Annotated in this window: 21 protein-coding genes; 10 read left to right on the top strand and 11 right to left on the bottom strand. The window is 73.5% G+C overall.

Annotated elements, in window-relative coordinates:
- Positions 1-2: 2 nt before the first annotated feature.
- Positions 3-344 carry a histidine kinase dimerization/phosphoacceptor domain-containing protein gene (locus ACFO60_RS29230; RefSeq protein ID WP_380846351.1) on the bottom strand — a complete coding sequence of 114 codons (342 nt, stop codon included), beginning with the start codon at positions 342-344 and terminating at the stop codon, positions 3-5.
- A 707-nt stretch (positions 345-1,051) separates the two neighbouring features.
- On the opposite strand from ACFO60_RS29230, the gene ACFO60_RS29225 reads away from it, so the two are divergent.
- The gene (locus ACFO60_RS29225; RefSeq protein WP_380846652.1) at positions 1,052-1,234 is read left to right on the top strand and encodes a zinc-binding dehydrogenase; all 183 of its coding nucleotides are present in this window, start codon (positions 1,052-1,054) and stop codon (positions 1,232-1,234) included.
- On the top strand, positions 1,231-2,001 hold the full coding sequence (locus ACFO60_RS29220; RefSeq protein WP_380846348.1) for a DUF4389 domain-containing protein: 771 nt from the start codon (positions 1,231-1,233) through the stop codon (positions 1,999-2,001). The genes ACFO60_RS29225 and ACFO60_RS29220 overlap by 4 nt, the downstream gene beginning before the upstream one ends.
- Before the next feature lie 144 nt (positions 2,002-2,145).
- Here ACFO60_RS29220 and ACFO60_RS29215 read toward each other — a convergent pair whose 3' ends face one another.
- Positions 2,146-3,297, bottom strand: a complete 1,152-nt coding sequence (locus ACFO60_RS29215) for an acyltransferase family protein (protein ID WP_380846345.1) — start codon at positions 3,295-3,297, stop codon at positions 2,146-2,148.
- Positions 3,287-4,252: an alpha/beta hydrolase gene (locus ACFO60_RS29210; RefSeq protein WP_380846342.1), complete on the bottom strand. Its 966-nt coding sequence runs from the start codon at positions 4,250-4,252 to the stop codon at positions 3,287-3,289. Before ACFO60_RS29210 ends, ACFO60_RS29215 begins: the two co-directional genes overlap by 11 nt.
- A 134-nt stretch (positions 4,253-4,386) precedes the next feature.
- Here ACFO60_RS29210 and ACFO60_RS29205 point away from each other — a divergent pair, with 134 nt between their 5' ends.
- Together ACFO60_RS29205 and ACFO60_RS29200 are read left to right on the top strand one after the other, a co-directional pair.
- Complete coding sequence (locus tag ACFO60_RS29205) at positions 4,387-5,574, top strand: sensor histidine kinase (protein WP_380846339.1); 1,188 nt, start codon at positions 4,387-4,389, stop codon at positions 5,572-5,574.
- On the top strand, positions 5,574-6,230 hold the full coding sequence (locus tag ACFO60_RS29200; RefSeq protein ID WP_380846336.1) for a response regulator: 657 nt from the start codon (positions 5,574-5,576) through the stop codon (positions 6,228-6,230). Before ACFO60_RS29205 ends, ACFO60_RS29200 begins: the two co-directional genes overlap by 1 nt.
- Before the next feature lie 179 nt (positions 6,231-6,409).
- Here ACFO60_RS29200 and helR read toward each other — a convergent pair whose 3' ends face one another.
- Complete coding sequence (gene helR, locus ACFO60_RS29195; protein ID WP_380846333.1) at positions 6,410-8,563, bottom strand: RNA polymerase recycling motor ATPase HelR; 2,154 nt, start codon at positions 8,561-8,563, stop codon at positions 6,410-6,412.
- A 447-nt stretch (positions 8,564-9,010) separates the two neighbouring features.
- Positions 9,011-9,619, bottom strand: a complete 609-nt coding sequence (locus ACFO60_RS29190; protein ID WP_380846330.1) for a TetR/AcrR family transcriptional regulator — start codon at positions 9,617-9,619, stop codon at positions 9,011-9,013.
- Positions 9,620-9,898: 279 nt separating this feature from the next.
- Between ACFO60_RS29190 and ACFO60_RS29185 the strand changes: the two genes are divergently transcribed.
- Both ACFO60_RS29185 and ACFO60_RS29180 read left to right on the top strand, forming a co-directional pair.
- Positions 9,899-10,678 (top strand): arsenate reductase/protein-tyrosine-phosphatase family protein, encoded by a 780-nt coding sequence (locus ACFO60_RS29185; protein WP_380846327.1) that lies wholly within the window; start codon positions 9,899-9,901, stop codon positions 10,676-10,678.
- Complete coding sequence (locus ACFO60_RS29180) at positions 10,675-11,076, top strand: VOC family protein (protein ID WP_380846324.1); 402 nt, start codon at positions 10,675-10,677, stop codon at positions 11,074-11,076. Before ACFO60_RS29185 ends, ACFO60_RS29180 begins: the two co-directional genes overlap by 4 nt.
- 78 nt (positions 11,077-11,154) lie before the next feature.
- Here ACFO60_RS29180 and ACFO60_RS29175 read toward each other — a convergent pair whose 3' ends face one another.
- Together ACFO60_RS29175 and ACFO60_RS29170 are read right to left on the bottom strand one after the other, a co-directional pair.
- Entirely contained in the window at positions 11,155-11,817 is a 663-nt protein-coding gene (locus ACFO60_RS29175) for a response regulator (protein WP_380846321.1), read from the bottom strand.
- Positions 11,805-12,980 carry a sensor histidine kinase gene (locus ACFO60_RS29170; RefSeq protein ID WP_380846318.1) on the bottom strand — a complete coding sequence of 392 codons (1,176 nt, stop codon included), beginning with the start codon at positions 12,978-12,980 and terminating at the stop codon, positions 11,805-11,807. Before ACFO60_RS29170 ends, ACFO60_RS29175 begins: the two co-directional genes overlap by 13 nt.
- A gap of 211 nt (positions 12,981-13,191) precedes the next feature.
- Here ACFO60_RS29170 and ACFO60_RS29165 point away from each other — a divergent pair, with 211 nt between their 5' ends.
- Entirely contained in the window at positions 13,192-13,629 is a 438-nt protein-coding gene (locus tag ACFO60_RS29165; RefSeq protein WP_380846315.1) for a DUF6069 family protein, read from the top strand.
- A gap of 93 nt (positions 13,630-13,722) precedes the next feature.
- Here ACFO60_RS29165 and ACFO60_RS29160 read toward each other — a convergent pair whose 3' ends face one another.
- The 4 genes from ACFO60_RS29160 to ACFO60_RS29145 all read right to left on the bottom strand — a co-directional run bounded on the left by ACFO60_RS29160 (position 13,723) and on the right by ACFO60_RS29145 (position 17,758).
- Positions 13,723-14,883, bottom strand: coding sequence for a cation:proton antiporter (locus ACFO60_RS29160; RefSeq protein ID WP_380846312.1), 1,161 nt, complete (start codon positions 14,881-14,883; stop codon positions 13,723-13,725).
- A gap of 6 nt (positions 14,884-14,889) precedes the next feature.
- Positions 14,890-15,372: a cation:proton antiporter regulatory subunit gene (locus tag ACFO60_RS29155; protein WP_380846309.1), complete on the bottom strand. Its 483-nt coding sequence runs from the start codon at positions 15,370-15,372 to the stop codon at positions 14,890-14,892.
- Positions 15,373-15,770: 398 nt separating this feature from the next.
- Positions 15,771-17,147 carry a GntP family permease gene (locus tag ACFO60_RS29150; RefSeq protein WP_380846306.1) on the bottom strand — a complete coding sequence of 459 codons (1,377 nt, stop codon included), beginning with the start codon at positions 17,145-17,147 and terminating at the stop codon, positions 15,771-15,773.
- Positions 17,144-17,758 carry a gluconokinase gene (locus tag ACFO60_RS29145; RefSeq protein ID WP_380846303.1) on the bottom strand — a complete coding sequence of 205 codons (615 nt, stop codon included), beginning with the start codon at positions 17,756-17,758 and terminating at the stop codon, positions 17,144-17,146. The genes ACFO60_RS29150 and ACFO60_RS29145 overlap by 4 nt, the downstream gene beginning before the upstream one ends.
- Positions 17,759-17,894: 136 nt before the next feature.
- On the opposite strand from ACFO60_RS29145, the gene ACFO60_RS29140 reads away from it, so the two are divergent.
- The 3 genes from ACFO60_RS29140 to ACFO60_RS29130 all read left to right on the top strand — a co-directional run bounded on the left by ACFO60_RS29140 (position 17,895) and on the right by ACFO60_RS29130 (position 20,126).
- A complete protein-coding gene (locus ACFO60_RS29140; RefSeq protein ID WP_380846300.1) occupies positions 17,895-18,614 on the top strand; it encodes a FadR/GntR family transcriptional regulator in 720 nt (239 codons plus the stop codon).
- A 498-nt stretch (positions 18,615-19,112) separates the two neighbouring features.
- Entirely contained in the window at positions 19,113-19,811 is a 699-nt protein-coding gene (locus ACFO60_RS29135; RefSeq protein WP_380846297.1) for a hypothetical protein, read from the top strand.
- Between the two features lie 57 nt (positions 19,812-19,868).
- Entirely contained in the window at positions 19,869-20,126 is a 258-nt protein-coding gene (locus tag ACFO60_RS29130; RefSeq protein WP_380846294.1) for a hypothetical protein, read from the top strand.
- Positions 20,127-20,234 lie beyond the last annotated feature (108 nt).

Here is a 20,234-nt window from a genome sequence, read left to right as displayed (position 1 = left end):
CGTCACATGCCACTGCCGGAGACCGAGGCGATGTCCTCGTGGCCGGGGGGCGAGGTGTGCTGGGCGAGGTCGAGGACGGTCTGTCTGAGGTCGGTGATGGCGTGGTCCAGTCCGCGGATGGCGCGCGTGATGCGCGCCCTGGCCTGGGCGTCGTCGGTGAGGGTGCGGGCGGCGTGCAGGTCCAGGCTGACGATGAAGATCTGATTGATCAGGATGTCGTGCAGGTCGGAGGCGATGCGGTCGTCGTCTTCGACGGGGGCGTGCGGCACCTGGGCGAGGGCGTCGCCGTGGCGGGCGGGGCCGGTCTCACTCGGCCCGGTCTGATCGAGGTGGGTGCTGGGCATGGTGATGCTCCTGGCTGCGCCAACCGGCTCGCCGTCCCGCCTGCCGGAAGAAGGTTTCCGAGTGGCAGGTCCAGTGGTCGCCGACGCTGGTGGCGATCGTTGAGCGATGACCATGGCCGTGACGGTGCCCGCGGCCCGCCGTGGACGCGGAGACCCCCTGGTCGTCAGGGAGGGGGCGGTGACGACGACGGGATCGCCTGCGCTGCCGTGGACTGGTCGATGCCGCCGGGGTCTGGGACGACTCTTGGTGCCCGAACCGGCGGAAGGTGGCCCGGCTGGTGTGTCGTTCTTCTCCTGACCTCGACCCTACGCCCCTCGCGGTCCAAAAGAACGCGCTGAGCGGTGCGGCCTGCCGCCGACAGGGCATGAGGCGCCGCCTCGCGCCGTCTGACGCCCGCAGATCCGGACGGCTGAGGCGCGCGTCCCGCCCGGGCACCTCGGCCGTCCGCGGCCGCCCGGCCCGGACCGTCGAGGATCAGGTCCAGCCCGAACATGAACTCGCCGCCGTGGTCGTGGCCGGGCCGCAGGAGGTGTTCGACGGCCATCTCGGTGAGGTGCGGGTACTCGCCGCTCGCCGAAGACGGTGTCGATCATGCCGTCGAGGAGCTCGCCCTTGCTGGACACATGGTTGTACAGCGACATGGCCTCGCCCCCGAGCTTCTCGCCGAGCTCGCGCATGGTGAGCGTCTCGATGCCCGCGGCAAGACCTGCTCGTCCTGACCGGGCTCATCGAGTCCGGCCATGTGAGGAGGGCCGTCGACCGGACCTGCCCGCTCGAGCGGACGCCCGCGTCCGTCCAGTACATGCACCAGCGCCGGGCCCGGGGCAAGGTCGTCGTCACCCTGACGACGATCGCCCGGCCGGCTCCGACCAGAAGGAAGCGATCATGAGTTCATCGACCCCGTTCACCCCGCGAGCCTCGACCCCCGAGGGCCGGCCCTACCCGGTCCACGTGCGCGCCCGGCTCGACGGTCCCCTGTCGCGCTGGCTCTGGCTGGTGAAGTGGCTGCTGATCGTGCCGCACGTGCTGGTCCTGATCCCGTTGTGGATCGGCTTCGCGCTGCTGACCCTCGTCGCGCTGGTCGCGATCGTGTTCACCGGCCGCTACCCCCGCCCGCTCTTCGACTTCAACCTCGGCGTGCTGCGCTGGAGTTGGCGCGTGGGCTTCTACGCCTACAGCGCGTTAGGCACCGACCGCTACCCGCCGTTCACGCTGGCGGCGGTGCCCGGATACCCGGCCGGGCTGGACATCGAGTACCCGGAGCGGCTGCATCGCGGCCTGGTCCTGGTGAAATGGCTGCTGGCCATCCCGCACCTGCTGATCCTCGGAGTCATGTTCGGCGGAGGGGGCTGGCTCAGCGGCCAGGCCGGAGACCAGGCCTGGACGTGGGGCGGCGGTCTGGCCGGGCTCCTGGTCCTGATCTCCGCGATCATTCTCGCGTTCACCGGCCGCTACTCCGGGCCGCTGTTCGACCTCATCGTCGGCTTGAACCGCTGGGAGCAGCGGGTCATCGGCTACGTCGCCCTGATGACCGACCGCTACCCGCCCTTCCGGCTCGACCTCGGCGGGGAGGACCCCGACCGTCCCCCCGGCCCCGACGCGCCGACCACCGAACCGGCTTCTCACCTCACCCCGCCTGCTCCCGCCGGAATCTGATCACTTGACGGGACCCTCACCGCGCAGGGCCTGGCGCCGAGGCCCGCGCGCGCGGCCGGTGGCGTGCCGGCGTCCAGGAACGCCACCGGCTCGGCCGATGGCTTCGGCCGGCGTCAGGCGCCTGGTGAGGATGACGAGCCGCTGTCAGCATTGCCACGCCTGCTCGGGCGCGGTCGTGCCGTGCGTGGGTCCTTGGTGCCGTCGATGTTCGTGGACGTGGAACGCGGCCCGGCACATGAGCAGGGCCAGCGTGAACGCCGGCAGCCAGGCCAGCCGGGCGAACACCCAGGCCGGCCCGTCCGGGACGGTGTGCAGCCCAGGCAGGGCCCGGCCGGTGAGCAGGCCGAGCGCGGTGACTGTGATCATGGCCGTCTGGTGCCACAGGAAGATCGTCATCGCGGAGAGGTTCGTCAGCGCCACGAACGCCCAGGCGCCGGGCCGGGACAGCACCCGGCGCAGCGGGCCGAGCAGCAGCAGCGCCGCTCCGCACTGGGCGAGACCGAAGGCGACCGCCGCGGCGGTGGGCGGGGACTGGTTGGAGATCCGGGCACCCGGGACCCCCACCATGGAGGCCGGGTAGCCGGCCCACAGCACGAGTGCGGCCGCGGCGGCGGCGCCGCCGAGCAGCAACGCCCACCCGGTCGCACGGTCGCACAGGCGGTCGCGCGCCCAGGCGGCGCCCAGGCAGTACGGCACCAGCCAGCCGGCCGCCAGGTTGACCCAGCCGATCCAGGCAGGCCCGCCCAAGCCGAACCGGACCAGGTCCACGAACGCGACCGTGGCCAGCGGCCACACCGGGTGCAGGCGGGCGACAAGCGGGGTGAGTGCCGTCTGAGCGGCGAAGACCAGCAGGAACCACAGCGGCGACCACACCAGTTTGGCCAGGGCGTTCACGGTCACGGGGTCGGTTCCAAGGGCGAACATCACGGCCGCCACCAAAGTCCAGACCGCCAGTACGGCGGCGACCGGCCGGAACAGGCGGGCCATCCGGCGGCCCAGCCATCGCCCGTAGGCGACATTCCCGGCCCGGGCGCAGGCGTGGCTCTGGGCGGCCGACCGCCCGCCCATCAGGAAGAAGAGCGCCATGGTCTGGAAGATCCAGGAGACGGGGGCGAGATAAGGCATGTCCCGCAGGGGGCTGGCGACGCGTACGGTTCCGCTGTCGGCGACCAGCGCGGTCACCAGCCAGTGGCCGAGCACCACTCCGCCGATGGCCAGCGCGCGCAGCGCGTCCACGGCGCGGTCGCGGCCCGCGGGGGTCGCCGACTCGACGCGCCGGATGAGCTCAAAGACCACGGCGCGCCTCGGCGGGGAGCCGTCCGCAGACGATGCGGGCGATGTTCACCAGCGACGGGGAACCGGCCGCGAAGTAGTCGCTGTGCCCGCCGCCACCGGCCGCGAAGACGCGGGCGCCGAAGTTGGCGGAGACCGGGTCGGCGCCGAACCCGAACGCGGCGAACGGCAGGCGGAGTCGGATGTGCGGCACGTGGGCGACCCAGTCACGGCTTCCCTTGCCGGCCCAGACGGCCGCCGGAGTCCGCAGCGCGCCAACGTCATCGGCGGTGACACCCGGGCTGCCGATCAGCACGATGTCGGCGACGTCCAGGCCGGGCGCGGCCCGGCCGCAGACCACGCTGCCGTAGGAGTGGCACACCAGGGAGATGCGGGCGACCGGCTTGAGCGCGGTCAGCTCCCTCACGAAGGCGCGCAGTGCCGATGCTCCCTCATCGGCGCGGTCAGCGGTGAGTGCCGCCAGGCTCACCGTGTTGGGGCTGTGGTAGCCAAGCCAGGCGATGACCGCGGACCGATCGCCGAGCGCCTGGTGCAGTCTCAGCGCGCCGCCGCGCAAGAGTCCGTACTTGTCCACGTGGGTGTCGCCGCCGGGGACCAGCACGGCGAGGCGCTCGGCCGCCGCCAGGTCGCCGAAGACCTCTACGGCACGGCCGCCGTCACGGCCGTCGAAGGAGAGGAACCGGCGCTCGGGAGCGGCCATGGCGCGCAGCATCGCGGCCCGCCACCGGTGGCCGTGGCGGGCGGCCATCCGCTCGGCGGCCACGATGTCGCCCCGGACGGTGGCGTAGCGTGCGACCAGGGCCGCTGGGATCGCCGCCTGTGGCGGGGCCGCGGTGGCGGGGATGGGAGCGGGGACGGCCGCGGGACGTGCCGCCTCCGTCACCGGCGCCGCCACCGCGGTGGCGATGAAGGCGGCCAGCAGGGTGCGGCGCAGGCGGCAGACGTTGAGGTGGATCACCCGGTCGACGGTGCCGCAGGCACTGCCGGCGTCACATCGGACCGCCGTCCGCATTCGCGGCGGCGCCGGTAGATCACGGTCGTACACCCGTGGTCCGATGCCAGGGTCCCGGACGTGCGGTTACGATCCAGGGCATGCGCGTGACACCACCCTTGCCGCCGCTGAAGCGGGTTCCGCCCGGCGCATGGACGGTCATCGCCTGGTGGGTGGGCCTGGTGTTCACGTTCCTCGTGCGGATCGGGCTCCCCGGCGAGTCCGGGCCCGCCGAGCCGGCCGGGATGATCTTCTTTCGATGGGATGGATTGGTATTCCTGGCGGCGGCCACCGTGCCGGCGCACTTCGCCGGCGTCCTGCTGCGCCGGCGGCCGCTGACGGCGCTGGGATCGTTGCTCGCTTCCGCGGTCCTGGCGTGTGTTCCGCTGAGCGTGGCCGAGATCCCCTTGGCGCAGTTCCTGGCGGTCGATGTCGCGCTGTACTTCGTCGCGGCCGAGTGCGCGCGCCGGACCGGGATCATCGCCCTGTCCGGCGCGCTCACCGTGCTCGTCGGCTATCTGGCCACGCGGCTGCTGTTCGGCTGGATCGTCGGCACCTCAGAGGAGCTGGCGGTGGCCATGACGGCGGTCATCGCCTGGCTGGTCGGCCGCTCGGTGCGCCAGACACGCGAGCACGCCGAGGCGCTGCTCGCCACGGCCACCGCCCGGGCCGTCGCCGACGAACGCCTGCGCATCTCGCGTGAGCTGCATGACACGGTCGCCCACAGCATCGGCGTCATCGCCCTGCAGGCCGGCGCCGCCCGGCGGGTCATCGACACCCGGCCGCGTCGGGCGAGCCAGGCGCTCGGGGACATCGAGACGGTCGGGCGCGAGACGCTGTCGGGACTGCGCCGCATGCTCGGCGCGCTCCGTCACAGCGAGCAGGGCCAGCCGCTCGATCCGGCACCGGGCCTGGCCGACCTCGACAAGCTCGCGGCGACGACGACGGACGCCGGTGTCCACGTCGAGGTGCGCTGGCTGGGCGGACGACGTCTGCTGCCGCCAGAGATCGACGTCACCGCCTACCGCATCATCCAGGAGGCGCTCACCAACGTGGCGCGCCACGCCGGCACCGGCCGGTGCCGGGTGTCGATCGAGTGCCGGGACGACGAACTGGCCCTTGAGGTCCTCGACGGGGGACGAGGACCCCGCCTCAAGGCGGACGGCGGCTATGGCCTGATCGGGATGCGCGAGCGAGTCACCATGCTGGGGGGAAGCTTCTCCGCCGGACCGCGCCCCGAGGGCGGCTTCCGGGTCGCGGCCCGCCTGCCCCTTCCGGCGGGAGCCTGATGACCGTCCGCGTCGTCCTGGCCGACGACCAGCCGCTGATCCGCGCCGCCCTGCAGATGGTCATCGCGGACGCGCCCGACCTCGAACTCGTGGGAGAGGCCGCGACCGGACTCCACGCCGTCCAGCTGGCCGAAGAACTGGATCCCGACGTCGTGGTGATGGACATCCGCATGCCCGGGATGGATGGCATACAAGCCACCCGGCTGATCGCCGAAGGCCCTGGCCGGGCCCACGTCATCGTTTTGACCACCTTCGACGAGGACGACCACGTTTATGGCGCGCTCCGCGCGGGCGCATCCGGATTCCTCGTCAAGGACATGGCCCTGGACGACATCCTCACCGCGATCCGGGTCGTGGCCGCCGGTGACGCCCTTGTCGCACCGGGCGTCACCAGGCGGCTGATCGAGGCGTTCGCCGACCGCCACCCTCCAGCTCCCGCGCCGCGGGAGCTGGAGGGCGTCACCGAGCGCGAACGCGAGGTCCTCGCCCTGATCGCACGCGGCCTGACCAATCCGGAGATAGCCGCCGAACTGGTCATCAGCGTCGCCACCGTCAAGGCGCACGTGGGCCGGCTGCTGAGCAAGCTTGACGCGCGTGACCGGGTCCAGCTCGTCATCCTCGCCTACGAGGCGGGCCTGGCGCCACCGTCGAAGTGATCGAACGACCGTCCGCCGGCGCCCCACCCCGCCCCCCGTTTCGCGCCGGGCCGCACCGCCGGCATGAACCCGGGCCACGGCGGCGACGGCATGCCGGCCAAGCCCGCGGACACCGGTGGCGTCCCGGCGCACAGGAACGCCGCCGGCTCGGCCGCACGCGGGTCCGCGCCCGGCCGGCGTCAGGAGCTGGTGAGGATGACCAGTCGCCCGGTCGCCCGGGTCATGGCGACATAGCGGTCGACCGCTCCTTCGATGCCCTCGCCGAACGCCCGCGGGTCGACGAGGACGACCAGGTCGAACTCGAGCCCCTTGGACAGCTCCGGGGTCAGCGACCGGACACGGGACGTCGCCTGGAACGAGGGATCGCCGATGACGCAGGCGATCCCTTCGGCGTTCGCGGCCAGCCAGGTGTCAAGGATCGAGCCCAGATCCGACGCCGGCCCGTGCACGACGGGCACGTCGCCGCCGCGGATGGAGGTCGGCACGTTGGCGTCGGGGAGCACGGCCCGGATGACCGGCTCGGCTTCGGCCATGATCTGTGCCGGCGTCCGGTAGTTGACGCTCAGCGAGGCCAGGGTGATCCGGTCGATCCCGACGCGCTCGAGCCGTTCCTGCCATGACTCGGTGAACCCGTGCCTGGCCTGGGCGCGATCACCGACGATGGTGAAGCTCCGCGACGGGCACCGCAGCAGCAGCATCTGCCACTCCGCGTCGGTCAGTTCCTGGGCCTCGTCCACGACGATGTGCGCGAACGGGCCGGCGAGCAGGTCCGGTTCGATGCCGGGCGGCGCGGCCTGCTCGACCAGGGCGTCCTTCATGTCCTGTCCGTGCAGCATCGTCACCGCGCCTTCACCGTCGTCATCGGCCTCGAGCATGGCGTCGACGACCTTGGCCATGTGCTCGCGCTCGGCGGCGACGGCGGCGGCGTGCCGGCGCCTGCGCCGCGACGCCTCCGGGTCGCCGAGCCGCTGCCGCGCCGCGTCCAGCAGCGGCAGGTCCGACACCGTCCAGGCCTGGGCGTCCGCGCGCTGCAGACGCCGGACGTCGTCGAGGCTGAGCCAGGGAGCGCACATCCGCAGGTAGGCGGGCACCGACCACAGGTCTCCGACCAGGTCGGCCGCCTCGATCAGCGGCCACGCGCGGTTGAAGGTCGTGAGCAGTTCCCTGTTCTGCAGCAGCGACTTGCGCAGCAGGTCGGCCGGGGCGTCGCCGTCGTGCTTGTCCACCAGGATCGTGAGCAGCGCCTTCCAGATCTGGTCGCGCGCGTCGTTGTGCGGGGTACCGGGTTCGGGCGCCTCGAACGCCTCGGCCCAGTCGTCGGCGCTCAGCCAGATGTCGGACCAGTGGGTGGTGACCGTCATCCCGGTGGCGGGCGGGTTCTCGTAGAACCTGACGGCCGGCTCGATCGCCTTCACCAGGTCGGCCGACGACTTCAGCAGGGCCACCTCCGGGTCGGTCTCGACCGCCGCCGCGGCCCCCTCGGCGACGAGGTCGCGCAGGGTGCAGGTCTGCACGCCCTCCTCTCCGAGGCTGGGCAGGACGTCGGCGACGTAGGCGAGGTAGGGCTGGTGCGGCCCGACGAACAGCACCCCGCCCCGGCGGTGACCGAGGCGAGGATCGGAGTACAGCAGGTAGGCGGAGCGGTGCAGGGCGACGACGGTCTTCCCCGTACCCGGACCGCCGTCGACGACCAGAGCGCCGCGGGACCCGGCGCGGATGATGGCGTCCTGGTCGGCCTGGATGGTGCCGAGCACGTCGCGCATCCGCGCCGACCGGTTGCCGCCCAGGCTGGCGATGAAGGCGGACTGGTCGTCGAGCGCGGCGTGCCCGGCCAGCCCGTCCAAGGAGAACACCTCGTCCCAGTAGTCGCTGATCCGGCCGCGGGTCCAGCGATACCTGCGGCGGCTGGCCAGGCCCATCGGGTTGGCGTGGGTCGCCCCGAAGAACGGCTCGGCCGCGGGGGAGCGCCAGTCGAGCAGCAGCCGGCGGCCCGTGCTGTCGGTGAGGCCGAGCCGCCCGACGTACACCGGCTCGGGGTCGTCCGCGCCGACCATGCGCCCGAGGCACAGATCCAGGCCGAAGCGGCGCAGCGCCCGCAGGCGGGCCGACAGCCGATGGATCTCCAGGTCCCGGTCCAGCGCCTGCCGGCCCAGGCCGCCGGGCGCCCTGCGCGCGGCGTCGAGGCGGTCCGACAGCTCGGCGATCGACTGCTCGAGGCTCTCCGCGATGGCCGCGAAGTGCTGTTCATCGCCGGCGATCAGCGCCGGGTCGGCCTTGGGGGAGAGGTGGCCGGGAAGGTCGAACGCGCTATCGGTCAGGGGATTCACATCCATCAGCTCCGATCTGAGGTCGGTCGCGGCCCTTGTGCGCGGCAGGGCGCCTGGACCGGCATGAGGCACCGGCCGCCATGACGGGCGAGGTCGCGCCCGGCCCGGCCGCGGAAGAGCAGCGCGCGGATCGCCTCGAAGGCCGCCCGCGCGCCGAGTGCCCGTAACGGCACCGGCGGTGCCACCACCGCTCCGACGTTCCCGCACTCCCCGTACGCCGACAACGACACACGCACTACGCATCCCCATTTCCGCAGGTTCTGGCTTCGGCCGACGATTCTGCGGCATGACCGGGGTCTTGCCGCAAGCCCCCCGGTGCGCTATACGTTGAGAGTGGAAAGGAGCGGGTTCTCCCCTTTCCCCCTCTCCGTCCGCCGCGGACGGACCCTCCCTTGACGAAACGACCGTGACCGGCGCGGCCGGCGGCATGCCTCCGTCCGCCGGCGGCCCCTGTCAGGGCGCCGCCGCGGGGCCACGCGGGGGGTGCACGCCGTTCAGGGCCAGGGCGAGAAGCCGCCCCGCCTGCTCGGCGCCGCTCGGGTGACCCTCGGCGACCAGGCAGATGGCGGTGACCAGCGTGAGCAGGTCGGTGAGGGACACCTCCGGCCGGACGGCGCCGGTCTGGCGGGCCCGGGCCATCAGCGCCTCACCCGCCTCGGAGATCATGGCGTGGCAGGTGAGGCCCAAGGCGGGGGCGCCCCCGGCGGATCCGCCGATCAGCGCGGCGGCCAGGCCGCGGTCGGTGGTGGCGTGTTCGGCGACGGCGCCGAGCCAGGCGGCCAGCGCCGGCCCCGGCTCGCGCCCGTCGCCCAGTTCGCGCGCCCTGGCGCACAGCGCCGCCACCTTGTCGCGGAACAGCTCCTCCAGCAGCGCCTGGCGGGTGGGGAAGTGGCGGTGCAGCGTGGCCGAGCCGACGCCGGCCCGCCGGGCGATCTCTTCCAGGGACGCCCCGGCCCCTTGGGCCGCGACGGCGGAGACGGCCGCGGCCAGGATGCGCTCGCGGCTGCGGCGCGCGTCGGCCCGCATCGGCCGCGCCGCCGGCGGGGTTCGGCGTGCGGGCATCGGGCCTCCAGGGTCGGCCTGCCGAACGGCGGTGGCCCTGCATACGCTATCCGAACTCGAACGCCCCGGACCCCGGTCCGTGCGGCGGTCGCCCGAGCACCCATGCGTGAGGACCGGGGGACGCCCGCCCGGCGTGAGGTCCGCCTGCCGAGAGCCGGAGGCCGCGTGGGCAGGCCGCCCAGGGCACGCCGGCCGTGAGCCCGCCGATGGAACGCGCCTTCGCGAACGTGCGCCGATTCCGTCAGATACATCAAACCACTTTGATGTATCGTGAGGGGCATGGCACTGTCCGGTCACGCCGGCCCGCCGCCGTTCGTCCGGCTGGCCGCCCACGCGGTGCGGTGGCGGCTGCTGAGCGAACTGGCGCGCGGCGATCTGCGCGTGCGAGAACTGGTGGCCCTGGTCGGCCACCCGCAGAACCTGGTCTCCTACCATCTGCGGCTGCTGCGCTCCAGCGGGCTGGTCACCTCCCGCCGGAGCAGTTTCGACGGCCGCGACAGCTACTACCGCCTGGACCTGGCGCGCTGTGCGCACGCGCTGGCCGCCGCAGGCTCCGCGCTGCATCCCGCGCTGCGCCTGGTCCCCGCCGAGCCGGCGATCACGACCGGAGACTCGGCGCCGCCCTCGGTGCTGTTCGTGTGCACCGGCAACAGCGCCCGCTCACCCATCGCCGAGGCCCTGACGCGCCACCGCGCCGGCGGCCGCGCCGAGGTGGCCAGCGCCGGCAGCCACCCCAAGCCGCGCCTGCACCCCGCCGCCGTGCGCGTGCTGCGCCGGCAGTACGGAATCGACATCGCCGGCCGGCGTCCGCGGCATCTGGACACGATGACCGGCGGCCGCTTCGACTACGTGATCAGCCTGTGCGACAAGGTCCGCGAGGTCTGCCCCGAGTTCGACGGCCGGCCGCGACGCCTGCACTGGAGCATGCCCGACCCCGCCGCCGGCGACGGCACCGAAGGCGACCGCGCGTTCGAGCGCACCGCCGCCGAGATCGACACCCGCCTGCGCTACCTGCTGCCCGTCCTCGCCCCCACCCCGCACCAGGAGGTCCGGCCATGACATCACCTGATCAGTACGCCGCCGTGCGCTACATCGTCGACGACGTCCAGGCGGCCGTCGACTTCTACACCACCCACCTCGGATTCACTCTTCGCACCAGCGCCGCCCCCGCCTTCGCCGACGTCCTGCGCGGCCCGCTTCGGCTGCTGTTGTCCGGACCGGCCAGTTCCGGCGCCCGCGCCACGCCCGGCGACGCCGCCACCGGCGGCCGTAATCGCATCCACCTCATCGTCGGCGACCTGGACGCCGAGATCACCCGGCTGCGGGCCGCGGGCCTGGCCTTCCGCGGCGACGTCGTCGCGGGCCCGGGCGGACGCCAGGTGCTGCTCACCGACCCCGCCGGCAACCTCGTCGAGCTGTTCGAGCCCGCCTCCCGGCCGGCCGGGCACGGCGCCTGACACCCACGTCGCCTCCAGGCCCTCCAGCGCTCCCCGGCACCGCGGCGGTCCGGCCCTGGACGCCGAGGCGGGCGGGCGTCAGGCGAGGCCGGCGTCGTGGGCGAGCAGGGCGATCTGCGTCCGGTTGTCCAGGCCCAGCTTGCCGAGGATGGCGGACACGTGGGCCTTGACCGTCGCCAGGCTCATGAACAGCTCGGCGGCGATCTCGGCGTTGGCGCGGCCCTTGGCGACCGCGAGCACCACCTGCTGCTCACGCGGGCTGAGGACGGCCAGCGCGGCGCGGGCCCGCTGGTAGGCGTCGGCATGGGTGGCCACGCGGTCCATGAGCCGCCGGGTGATCTGCGGAGACAAGATCGGCTCTCCGGCGGCGACCAGGCGGACCGCCTGGACGATCCGCGCGGGAGGGGTGTCCTTGAGCAGGAAGCCACCGGCGCCGGCGCGCAGCGCGTGCAAGATGTTCTCGTCGGTGTCGAAGGTGGTCAGCACGATCACCTCCGGCGGGTGAGGGCGGCGCCGCAGCGCGCGGGTGGCGGCGATGCCGTCCACGCGGGGCATCCGCAGGTCCATGAGCACCACGTCGGGGGAGTGGGCGTCGGCGGCGGCGGGCACCTCGGCGCCGTCGGCGGCCTCGCCGACCACGGCGATGCCGTGGATGCCGTCCAGCATCATCCACAGCCCCGCGCGGACCAGCGCGTCGTCGTCGACGATCAGGACGCGCAGCGGGCGGGTCACCTCGGCCATGGCAGCCAGGCCTGCAGCCGGAACTCGCCGCCGGCGGTGACCTGGTGGTCCAGCCGGCCGCCGGCCAGGTGCACCCGTTCGGTCAGCCCGACCAGGCCGGTGCCGGCGCCCGGCATGAGCGGCGGGTGAGCGCCCTGCCGGGGCAGCCGGTTGCGGATGTCGATGACCAGCCGCTCGCCGGGCCGGCCCCGCAGCACCACCTGGACCGGGCGTCCCGCGGCGTGCTTGCGGGCGTTGGTCAGCGCTTCCTGGACGACCCGGTAGACGGTGCGGCCGGTCGCGGCGGGCAGCGCGTCCGGGTGCACCACCTCGTCGCTCATCCGCACCACCTCGCCGGCGTCGCGGGACTCCTCCACCAGGCGGGGCAGGTCGGCCAGCGCGGGCTGCGGACGCCCGCCGTGGCCCTCGCCGTCCTCCTCGCGCAGCAGGTTGATCACCTGGCGCAGCTCCTCCAGAGCCTGGTGGACGCCCGCGCGGACCACGCCGGCGGCGTGGGCGAGCCGCTCGGGCGGGGAGTCGGGCCGGTACTCAAGGGCGCCCGCGTAGGTGGCCAGCAGCGACAGGCGGTGGGCGAGCACGTCGTGCATCTCACGGGCGATGCGGGTGCGCTCCATCATCCGGGCCTCGGCCACCCGCCTGCCCTGCTCGGCCTCGGCGCGCACGGCCCGCTCGCGCAGCGAGGCCAGCAGAAGGCCGCGCGCACGGGCCAGGGCGCCCCAGCCGGCCAGCGCGCCGTAGGCGACGGTGACCAGGCCCAGCCACCAGGCGAAGGAGATGCCGCCGTTCGGACGCCACAGGCCCTGCGCGGCGTGCGCGGCGATCCCGGCGGCGGCCACCGCGGCGGCGAGAGGGAAGCGGCGCCGCTGGGCGACCCGCAGGGCCCCCAGCGTGGCCGGCGGTGTGGCCGCGGGCGACAGCGCCGCCAGCGCCGTCAGCGCCAGCGCGCCGCCGACCGGCCGCCACAGCAGGACCGGAGACAGCGCCCACCCGGCCACCCCGGCCGCGATGTCCAGGACGGTCATGCCGCCGGCCGGGCCGGACCGGCCCCACATCGCCAGCGCGATCAGCGCTCCCATGCCGGCGAGCACGCCGGCCACCGCCGCCACGGCAGGGCGCCGGCGCTTCGGCGGCGCCCCCGCCTGGCAGGAGAACTCCTCTTCCACCGGGCCAGGCTAACCGCGGGCGCCCCGGCGGCGGCACCCTACCAAAGTCGATGCCGGGGCCGCCGGTGGTCGCGGTCGCGGTGGCCGCGCGGCCGATGCGCGAGGCACGCCGCGGCGGCGAGTCTTACGGCGTGAAACAGGCGGGCCGGTCGCGGCGCCCACCGGCCGGTGGCGTGCGGGACGGCCGCCCGGCCGTCGAGAGGGGACGCACGTGTCCAGCCAGACCACCTCCGTCCGCACCGGATCCGCGCGCGAAGGCCGCACCGGCGCCCGGCGGGCGCTGATCACCGTCGCGGGCGCCACCGTCACGGCCCTGACCTCATGGGCGCTGGCCGGCCCGGCATCCGGCGTGGACCTGACGGTGCGCACCGGCGGCGCCCTCCAGCAGGTCGGGCCGGTCGCGGCCGCGGCGGCGAGCCTGGTGGCGGGGCTCGCGGCCTGGGCGCTGCTGGCGGTGCTGGAACGGTTCACCTCGCGGCCGCGCCGGATCTTCACCATCGTCGCGGTGGCCGTGCTGACGCTGTCGCTGGCGGGGCCGCTCGGCCAGGCCGCCGGGACCGCGAGCGCGCTGAGGCTGATCGGCATGCACCTGGCCGTCGCCGCCGTCCTCATCTTCGGCCTGGTCTGGCGGCGGCGCGGGCGGGCCTGAGCCCGCCCCCGGGGTCCGCGGGGGCCCGCGGGTCAGGCGCGGTGGGCGTCGATCCGCCAGGCGATGGAGACCCTGGGCCCGCGGGTCAGGCGGTCAGGCGGTGCGGCGGGCGAAGGCGGTGATCAGGGGCTGGAGCAGCCGGGCGGCCAGCGGGCCGAACGCCGCCAGGATGAGCACGTACCCCGCCGACAGCGGCCCGAGGTCGGGATGGGCGCCGGCCGCCACCGCCAGCCCGGCGATGACGATGTTGAACTCCCCGCGCGGGATCAGCGCGATGCCGGCGCGGGCCTGCCCCGCTCGCGCGACACCGGCGCGCCGCGCGGCGTAGGCGCCGGTGAGCAGCTTGGTGACCATGCTGACCAGGGCCAGCAGCGCCGCCAGGCCGGCCATCGGCCAGATCGCCGCCGGGTCGGTCTGCAGCCCGAAGAAGACGAAGAACACCGCGGCGAACAGGTCGCGCAGCGGGATGAGCAGCGCCCGGGCCTCGTGCGCCAGCTCGCCCGACAGCGCGATGCCGACCAGGAACGCCCCGACCGCCGCCGACACCTGCAACTGCTGGGCGACTCCGGCGACCAGCAGTGCCAGCCCCATCACCTTCAGCAGCAGCACCTCGGAGTTGGGGCTGGCCACGAAGGTCTCGATGACGCGCCCGAAGCGCAGGGCCACCAGCAGCACCGCCCCGGCCGTGGCCAGGGCGATGGCCACGGTGACGGCGCCGGCGGCCAGGCTCACCCCGGCGAGGATCGCGGTGAGGACCGGCAGGTACAGCGCCATCGTCAGGTCCTCGAACACCAGCAGCGACAGCACCACGGGGGTCTCGCGGTTGCCGATCCAGCCGAGATCGGACAGCACCTTGGCGGTGATCCCGGAGGAGGTGGCGTAGGTGACCCCGGCCATCGCCACGGCCGCCACCGGGCCCCAGCCGAGCAGCAGCGCGACCGCCGCGCCGGGGGCGGCGTTGAGCGCCAGGTCCACCAGTCCGCCGCGCGCGTTGCCGCGCAGGCTGGCCATCAGCTCGTCGGCGTTGTACTCAAGGCCCAGGGTGAGCAGCAGCAGCACCACGCCGATCTCGGCGCCGACCGCGATGAAGTCCTCGCTGGTGGCCAGCGGCAGAATGCCGCCCTGGCCGAACGCCAGGCCCGCCACCAGGTACAGCGGAATCGGGGAGATGCCGGCGCGCAACGCCAGGGCGCCGAGCACCCCGAGGACCAGGACGATGCCGCCGAGTTCGATGAAAAGGCTTGCTGTGTGCACGTCGGCCTATCCGTCGGCGAGGATGTCGGCGACGGCGGAGGTGCTCTCCAGGTCGCCGACGACGACGACCACGTCGCCGGCGTCGAGCAGGAAGTCGGGGGTGGGGCTGGTGTGCACCTGCGCGCCGCGCACGACGGCCACGACCGAGGCACCGGTGCGGGTGCGTACCCGCGCCTCGCCCATCGGACGCCCCACGAAGGGGGAGCCGGCGGCGACGGGAAGCTGGACGCTGACCAGTCCTTCGACCTCGCGGTGCAGGTCGTTGAGCCGCTGGACGATGCGCGGGGCGCCGAGCAGCTCGACCAGGGCGTCGGCCTCCTCGTCGTTGAGCTGGATCGCCTCGCACGCCCGGTCGGGGTCGTGCCGGTCGTACAGGACCAGGTCCCGGCGGCCGCCGCGGTGGGACACCACCGCGATCCTGCGGCCCTGGTGGGTGGTGAACTCGTGCTTGAGTCCGATCCCCGGTAGTGCGGTCTGCTCGATCTCCACCGGCCCCTCGCCCCTATTCAGCCGTATGTCTTCTGGTTTCGGTGCGCCCATATGCGAACGCGACAAATGTTCATATAAGGGCGAGTGCCTGTGAGGCTAGCAGGTGCCGCGTTCCCCTGGGCGGCACGTGAACGCCAGGCCGGCACGGCAATGGGTCCCCCTCCGCCCGGCGCCCCCGACCCGGGCCGCGGGAGCGCGGCGCGAATCCGCTGGAAGCGGCCCTGCGGCCCGCCGGGAGCCGCCGCTCCGGGTGCCGAGGGGGCGAGAGCCGGTGCGTGGTCACGTCCTCGCGAGTGATCGCGGCCACCATTCCCAGCCGCCGTCCTCACCGCCACGTGATGCTGGGCGACGGCGCACCCATGACCTGATCGAGGTCTTCACCGGGAGCCGACCAGCGGTCAGATGACGAGGTTCAGGGCCAGCACCAGCACCAGGCCGACCACCGAGATCACCGTCTCCATCGCCGACCAGGTCTTGATGTTCTGCCCCACGCTCAGCCCGAAGTACTCCTTCACCAGCCAGAATCCGGCGTCGTTGACGTGGGAGAAGAACAGCGATCCCGCGCCGATGGCCAGCACCAGCAGCGAGGTCTCCCCGGCGCCCAAGGTGGTGACCAGCGGAGCCAGGATGCCCGAGGCGGTGACGGTGGCCACCGTCGCCGACCCGGTGGCGAGGCGGATCAGCACGGCGACCAGCCAGGCCATCAGCAGCACCGACAGGCCGCTGTGCTGCACCCAGTCGGCGACCAGCTTGCCGATGCCGGTGTCGACCAGCGTCTGCTTGAACCCTCCGCCGGCCGCGACGATCAGCAGGATGCCCGCGATCGGCGGCAGCGCGCCCTCCAGCGAGGCGGCGATCGCCTTGCGGTCCATGGCCCCGCCGCGGCCCAGGGTGAAGATCGCGACGATGACCGCGATGAGCAGCGCCACCAGCGGCGTGCCGAGAAAGTCCAGCACCGACCGCACCGGGGTGCCCTCGGCGGTGAGCAGGTCGGCGACGGCCTTGCCCATCATCAGCACCACCGGCAGCAGCACGGTGGCCACGGTGACGCCGAACGAGGGCCGCTGGACGCCGGGCTCGGCGGTCCTGGAGTCGTACAGCTCCGGCGCCGGCACCGGCACCCAGCGGGCGGCGTAGCGGGCGAACAGCGGGCCGGCGATGGCCACGGTGGGCAACGCGACCAGCACGCCCAGGCCCAGAGTGAGGCCGAGATCGGCCTTGAGCGCGTCGATGGCCACCAGCGGGCCGGGATGCGGCGGCACCAGCCCGTGCATCACCGACAGGCCGGCCAGGGCCGGGATGCCGACCCCGATCAGGGAATGGCCCGAGCGGCGCGACACCAGGAAGATCACCGGCATCAGCAGCACGAGGCCGATCTCGAAGAACATCGGCAGGCCGATGATCGCGCCGACAGCGGCCATCGCCCAGGGCAGCGATCGGGCGCTGGAGCGGCCGACGATGGTGTCGACGATCTCGTCCGCGCCGCCGGAGTCGGCCAGCAGCTTGCCGAACATCGCGCCGAGCGCGATCAGGGTGCCGACGCCGGCCGCGGTGGAGCCGAACCCGTCGGTGAAGCTGGTGATCACATCGGCCATCGGCAGGCCGGCGATGGCGCCGACGACCAGCGAGCCGATGGTCAGGCTGAGGAACGGATGCAGTTTGACGTGCGTGATCAGCAGCACGATCACGGCGATGCCGATCAGCGCGGCCGGCACCAGGCGCCCGGCGGACACCGCCGCGCCGCCGGAGGGGGCGAGCGCGATCAAGGCGCTCATCGCCGTTCTCCGGGAGCCGCCGGATCACCGGGATCGGCGCCGGGCGGGGGCGCGCCGCCGGCCCGCTGGGGGGAGGCGGCGGCGAGGTAGTCCTCGACGAGCTCCTCGACGCCGCGGGTCAGGTCGAGCACGATGCCGTGCTCGTCGGGCTGAAGCGGCTGCAGGGCCGCGAACTGGGAGGCGACCAGCGAGGCGGGCATGAAGTGCCCGGGCCGGCCGGCCACCCGACGGCGCACGACCTCCTGATCTCCGGCGAGGTGGACGAAGCACGCCTGCGGCGCCGAGTCGCGCAGGACGTCGCGGTAGGAGCGCTTGAGCGCCGAGCAGCTGACCACGCCCCCGGCGGCGGCGTGGCCGGCCAGCCAATCGCCGATGGAGCGCAGCCACGGCAGGCGGTCGGCGTCCTCCAGCGGCACGCCCGCCGACATCTTGGCCACGTTGGCCGGGCTGTGGAAGTCGTCGGCGTCGGCGAACGGCACGCGCAGGCGCTGGGCCAGCGCGGCGCCGACGGTCGTCTTGCCCGAGCCGGTGACCCCCATGACGACCAGCAACGCCGGGGTTTGGCCCGCGGGGCCGGGGGAAGTCGGGGGCGGGGGATCTGTGGGGTTCATACGTGAAGCCTCTCGGACGGGCTGCCGCACAGCTTGTCACGAATGGTCAGCTTTAATCAAGAGATGCTGCCCAATTAGTCAGATCTTTGTGTCTTAAGGATGGATATCCGGTCTTCGCATGCGAGGATTGGCAGCCGTGGGAGCCAAAGACCAGACCAATACGGGCCTGCACGGCAGCGTCCTTTCCGGCCTCGGCGTCCAGATCACCTCCGGCGCCCTCCCCGCCGGGCACGTGCTGCGCATCGAGCAGCTCGAAGAGCGCTTCGGGGTGTCCCGATCGGTGATCCGCGAGGCCATCCGCGTCCTTGAGGCGATGGGCCTGGTCGCGAGCCGGCGCCGCGTCGGCGTCACCGTCGCCCCGCGCTCCCGCTGGAACCTGTTCGACCCGCGCATCATCGGCTGGCGGCTGGAGGGCGGCGACCGCGAGGGGCAACTGCGCTCGCTGGGTGACCTGCGCCGCGGCGTCGAGCCGGTGGCCGCGGCCCTGGCCGCCCGCAACGCCACCCCCGGGCAGTGCGGGGAGCTCACCGGCGCGGTCATGAGCATGGCCGTGCACGGCAGGGCCGGCGACCTTGCGGCCTACCTGCGGGCCGACACCCTCTTCCACCGCACGCTGCTCGAGGCGTCCGGCAACGAGATGCTCGCCGCGCTCGGCGACGTGGTCGCCGAGGTGCTCGCCGGCCGCACCCGCCACCACCTGATGCCGGCCCGCCCCGAACCGGAGGCGATCCGCCGGCACGCCGAGGTCGCCCAGGCCGTGCAGGCGGGGGACGCCGAGGCCGCCGAGCGGGTCATGCGCGAGATCGTCGACGAGGCGACCCGCGCCATGCTCACCGTCCCCCCGCCGGCCGGCTGACCCGCCCCCGGGCATGCTCCTCGCCCCCCCGGCGGCGCGCCTACGAGGCCCGCGAGGAACATCCGCCCTGCCGCCCCGGCTGCCGGCCGGGCGCAAGAGTGGTAACCGGGAGCCCTCCGCGGCCTGGCATAAATCACTTAGCGCGCGGCGCGACCTGCGGAAACACGCTGCCGACTCGTTATCAGCAGATGAGCGCCGAACTTACCCATGAGCATTCCGGGCCGAAATCCGGTTCCGGGGTGAGTCGCGTTTGCGCGTAGTGACCTGCGGCGATGGTGCTCGTTTTGGGGCCAGTGCCGCGATTCTTGCCGGCAGGCCGTGATGCGGGCTTAGCAGCCGTCCTACCGGGGCCGATTCCGGATCGCGGCCGACATGCGGGCGGCAGGCAATGAACGGTTCACCGACCGATCCCCATCGACGCCTCGCCTACCTGCGGATCCGGTTGTCGCGGGCGCCCGTGTCGTTGACACCAGTCGGTACCGGATGGATGGTGCGATCATGTCTGCGATCGGCGGTTGGGCGGCACGACTGGGTGCGCTTGTGGTCGCGGGAATGCTGGTGGTGACACAGCTGGGAGCAAGCGCCGCGGTCGCCGCGGGCACCACGCTCACCGAGGCCTCCGACGGCAGCACGGTCACCATCTCCGTCGGCCAATCGGTGGCGGTGACGCTGCCCGCCGGCTACGACCCGATCACCACCAGCGGCGCGGCGCTGACGCAGACGTCGGGCAGCGGCGGGTTCCCGACCGGGCATCCACTGGCCGCGACGTACCTCGCCGGCACAGCGGGCACCGCGGACCTACGGACTCAGACCGACTACGCCTGCCTGCACACCGTGCCCCGCTGCACCGTGCCCCAGCGTCGATGGCTCGTGCACGTCATCGTCGTACCGGCGAACCAGACCACAACGGTCAACGAGGCCGACAGCGGCCGAACCGTGAGTATGCGCGTCGGCGACACGCTCGTCGTCGACCTTCCCCGCAATTACCAGCCGACCAGGGTGAGCCGTCCGGCGCTCACCCTGCGACAGCTCAGCGGCGGATTCCCGACCGGGCGACCGCTACATGCCACGTACGACGCCGCTCAACCGGGCACGGTGGACGTGGTCACCATGACCGACGACCCGTGCCTGCACACGGTACCCGCCTGCACGATCCCGCAACGGCAGTGGATCCTTCACGTGACCGTGACGTCCTGACCGGCCCGCGGGCCTGTCGGCGAGCGCGCCCAGGTCGATGAGAACGCCCTGTTGGCCATGGTGGAGCAGACGCGGCAGATCACCGATAACGCGGCGGCCAAGACCCGCCGCGCCCGCCGGAAGGTCGAATGCCGCTCGGCGATCCCCGGCGCCGCGAGCAGCTTCGCCGCCGACCTCGCCGCCGACCGAGGGGTGGCCGGACGACACGCCGGTGCGGCCGTTGGAGCCGGCGAGCCGAAGCTCGGTCCCGGCACCCCCTGGGCAGCCTCGGCCGGTTACGTCTCGGCCGCCGACCGCACTGCCGAGGAGAACTGATCTCGTGAGCGCCGACCACGAGCGCTGCGCACCGACCGCTCTTCCCCTCATCACCTCGGGCAACGCGCCTGGGAAACGCACGAAAACCTGGGGCTCCTGGCCTGGGAG

Source organism: Sphaerisporangium dianthi, assembly GCF_042654065.1.
Lineage (GTDB): Bacteria > Actinomycetota > Actinomycetes > Streptosporangiales > Streptosporangiaceae > Sphaerisporangium > Sphaerisporangium dianthi.
Note: the sequence above shows the minus strand (reverse complement) of the source record. Positions and strands in the feature narration are given on the sequence as shown.

What these genes read in the sequence shown, in the direction of transcription:
- ACFO60_RS29205 (WP_380846339.1), top strand. Translation starts at nt 4,387, where the DNA reads ATGCGCGTGACACCACCCTTGCCGCCGCTGAAGCGGGTTCCGCCCGGC.
- ACFO60_RS29135 (WP_380846297.1), top strand. Translation starts at nt 19,113, where the DNA reads ATGTCTGCGATCGGCGGTTGGGCGGCACGACTGGGTGCGCTTGTGGTC.
- ACFO60_RS29150 (WP_380846306.1), bottom strand. Translation starts at nt 17,147, where the DNA reads ATGAGCGCCTTGATCGCGCTCGCCCCCTCCGGCGGCGCGGCGGTGTCC.
- ACFO60_RS29190 (WP_380846330.1), bottom strand. Translation starts at nt 9,619, where the DNA reads ATGCCCGCACGCCGAACCCCGCCGGCGGCGCGGCCGATGCGGGCCGAC.
- ACFO60_RS29220 (WP_380846348.1), top strand. Translation starts at nt 1,231, where the DNA reads ATGAGTTCATCGACCCCGTTCACCCCGCGAGCCTCGACCCCCGAGGGC.
- ACFO60_RS29200 (WP_380846336.1), top strand. Translation starts at nt 5,574, where the DNA reads ATGACCGTCCGCGTCGTCCTGGCCGACGACCAGCCGCTGATCCGCGCC.
- ACFO60_RS29185 (WP_380846327.1), top strand. Translation starts at nt 9,899, where the DNA reads ATGGCACTGTCCGGTCACGCCGGCCCGCCGCCGTTCGTCCGGCTGGCC.
- ACFO60_RS29180 (WP_380846324.1), top strand. Translation starts at nt 10,675, where the DNA reads ATGACATCACCTGATCAGTACGCCGCCGTGCGCTACATCGTCGACGAC.
- helR (WP_380846333.1), bottom strand. Translation starts at nt 8,563, where the DNA reads ATGGATGTGAATCCCCTGACCGATAGCGCGTTCGACCTTCCCGGCCAC.
- ACFO60_RS29175 (WP_380846321.1), bottom strand. Translation starts at nt 11,817, where the DNA reads ATGGCCGAGGTGACCCGCCCGCTGCGCGTCCTGATCGTCGACGACGAC.
- ACFO60_RS29130 (WP_380846294.1), top strand. Translation starts at nt 19,869, where the DNA reads ATGGTGGAGCAGACGCGGCAGATCACCGATAACGCGGCGGCCAAGACC.
- ACFO60_RS29145 (WP_380846303.1), bottom strand. Translation starts at nt 17,758, where the DNA reads ATGAACCCCACAGATCCCCCGCCCCCGACTTCCCCCGGCCCCGCGGGC.
- ACFO60_RS29230 (WP_380846351.1), bottom strand. Translation starts at nt 344, where the DNA reads ATGCCCAGCACCCACCTCGATCAGACCGGGCCGAGTGAGACCGGCCCC.